This is a genomic window from Frankia sp. AgKG'84/4 (assembly GCF_023242965.2).
Lineage (GTDB): Bacteria > Actinomycetota > Actinomycetes > Frankiales > Frankiaceae > Frankia.
In genome coordinates this window covers 1-1,900 of sequence record NZ_JALKFU020000992.1, presented here as the reverse complement: position 1 = coordinate 1,900, position 1,900 = coordinate 1, and the positions used below count along the sequence as shown (strand labels likewise).

The 1,900-nt window shown below is 75.4% G+C and carries 2 protein-coding genes and 1 pseudogene; 2 read left to right on the top strand and 1 reads right to left on the bottom strand.

The genetic code is table 11. From position 1 onward, the window contains the following. Positions 1 to 247, bottom strand: a pseudogene (locus tag MXD58_RS26660) (hypothetical protein); the annotation flags it as partial. On the opposite strand from MXD58_RS26660, the gene MXD58_RS26655 reads away from it, so the two are divergent. Beyond that, the gene (locus tag MXD58_RS26655) at positions 237 to 590 is read left to right on the top strand and encodes an LppP/LprE family lipoprotein (RefSeq protein ID WP_250610551.1); all 354 of its coding nucleotides are present in this window, start codon (positions 237 to 239) and stop codon (positions 588 to 590) included. The pseudogene MXD58_RS26660 and the gene MXD58_RS26655 sit on opposite strands and share 11 nt — an antisense overlap. 288 nt (positions 591 to 878) lie before the next feature. Then, on the top strand, positions 879 to 1,900 hold a 1,022-nt coding region (locus MXD58_RS26650; protein WP_250610549.1), incomplete at its 3' end, for a serine/threonine-protein kinase.

The following is a 1,900-nucleotide window of genomic DNA, read 5'->3' as shown; positions in this document are numbered from 1 at the left end:
GGGCGATTACAATGGGGGTGGGAGACGGCAGGGGCGGTGACGCGAGGGGGGGGCCGGTATGGGCTGGGTCTTTTTTCTGGGGGGGGCCGGCGGGGGGGGGGGGGGGGCGGCCCCCCCCCCCCCCGGCCAGCGCGACGCCGAGCGCATCACCCACGAGTTCCAGTCCGAGTCCGAGCTCGAGTCCGAGCGCGAGCCCGACCCAGGCCACCCTGTCGGCCAGCGACGCGCGGGCCACGGTGACCAGCAAGGGCTACACCGCGGACCTGAGCACCTTTCAGGAGGGCCGCCGCCTCAACGTCGTGATCGGCACAGGCACGCCGAACGGCGACACCCCGACGCAGCTCGCCTTCGTCTTCGCCGACGGCCAGTTCCGCGGAACCGACACCAAGGACCCGAGCGCACACATCACCGTGTACCAGCAGAACGACGATCACAATGTCACGTTGCGCTACGACACCTACAACCCGGGCGAGGCGATCGGCTCGCCCTCCGGCCACGCCGACGTCCGTTTCCGCTGGACGGGGTCGAACTTCACCACGCTCGACCCGATCCCGGTCAACGACCCGGCGGCCTCCGGCAGCCGGCGGTAGTCACCGAAACGGGGTAGCTCGGCACGCCTACCCGCCCGGCCGGCCGCGTGCGGACCTTCACAGGCGTTACCGTCTTGGAGAACGTGCCCGGCGTGGCGGCCAAGGCGCCTCATCACATCCCGGCCGCCTGGACCGCGCGGCGGCGCGGTCGGGACAGCACCGATCCGAGGGAGTGACCATTTCGGCGCAGGTCGGGTGGTCCCGGTCGCGTACCGGGGCGCACCGTCGCGCGCTCGGATGTCGCCCCCCGGGCCGCCCCCGGCCCCCGGCGCGCGGCGGAGCACCGCGATGCTGACGCCGCTCGTCGACGACGACCCGCGCAGGGTCGGCCCGTTCGCCATCCACAACCGCATCGGCGCGGGTGGGATGGGCACGGTCTACCTGGGTTTCAACGCCGAGGGGCGGGCGGCCGCGGTGAAGGTGCCCGACGCCCGCTTCGCCGACGACCCCGAGTTCCGGGAGCGCTTCCGCCGGGAGGTCGCGGCCGCCCGCCGGGTGCACGGCCGGGCCGTCGCCGCGGTCCTCGACGCCGACCCGGAGGCCGCCTCCCCCTGGCTCGCCACCGAGTACGTCGAAGGCACCAGCCTCGCGGACGCGGTCCTGCGGCACGGGCGGATGGAGGAACGCCTCCTGCACGGCTTCGGGGTGGGCCTGGCGGACGCCCTGATGGCCATCCACGCCGTCGGGGTCGTGCACCGCGACCTCAAGCCGTCGAACATCCTGCTGGCCTGGGACGGCCCGAAGGTCATCGACTTCGGCATCGCCCGCGCCCTGGGGGCCCCCAGCCACACCCGCACCGGCATCCTCATCGGCACGCTCGCGTGGATGGCGCCCGAGCAGCTTCGCGGCGAGCGCGCCGGGCCGCCCGCCGACGTGTTCGCGTGGGGCGCCTGTGTGACGTACGCGGCCACCGGGCATCCGCCGTTCGCCTCGGAGGAGTCCGACGTCCTGACCCGGATGCGCGAGGACCGGCCGCCGGACATCGCCGGGGTGCCGGCCGCGCTCGTCCCGCTGGTGCGCGCGGCGCTCGCCCGCCGGCCGCAGGAGCGCCCGAGTGCCGCGGACCTCGTCCGCCGGCTCGTCTCGGATCCGCAGGTGATCACGCCGGCGGATGCGGACCGCGCCGCGGCGCACGCGTTGACCCCCTGGCAGTCCCGCCCGCCGGTGGCGCCGTCGGCCGCCCCATCGGCGCTCGATCCGGACCGGCCCGACCAGCCGACCCATCCGCTCGCACTGCGACCCACCCCGCCGCCCGGGGGCGACCGGTCCGTCGGCACCGTGCCCGTGCCGCGCTGGGCCCTGCCCGGGAC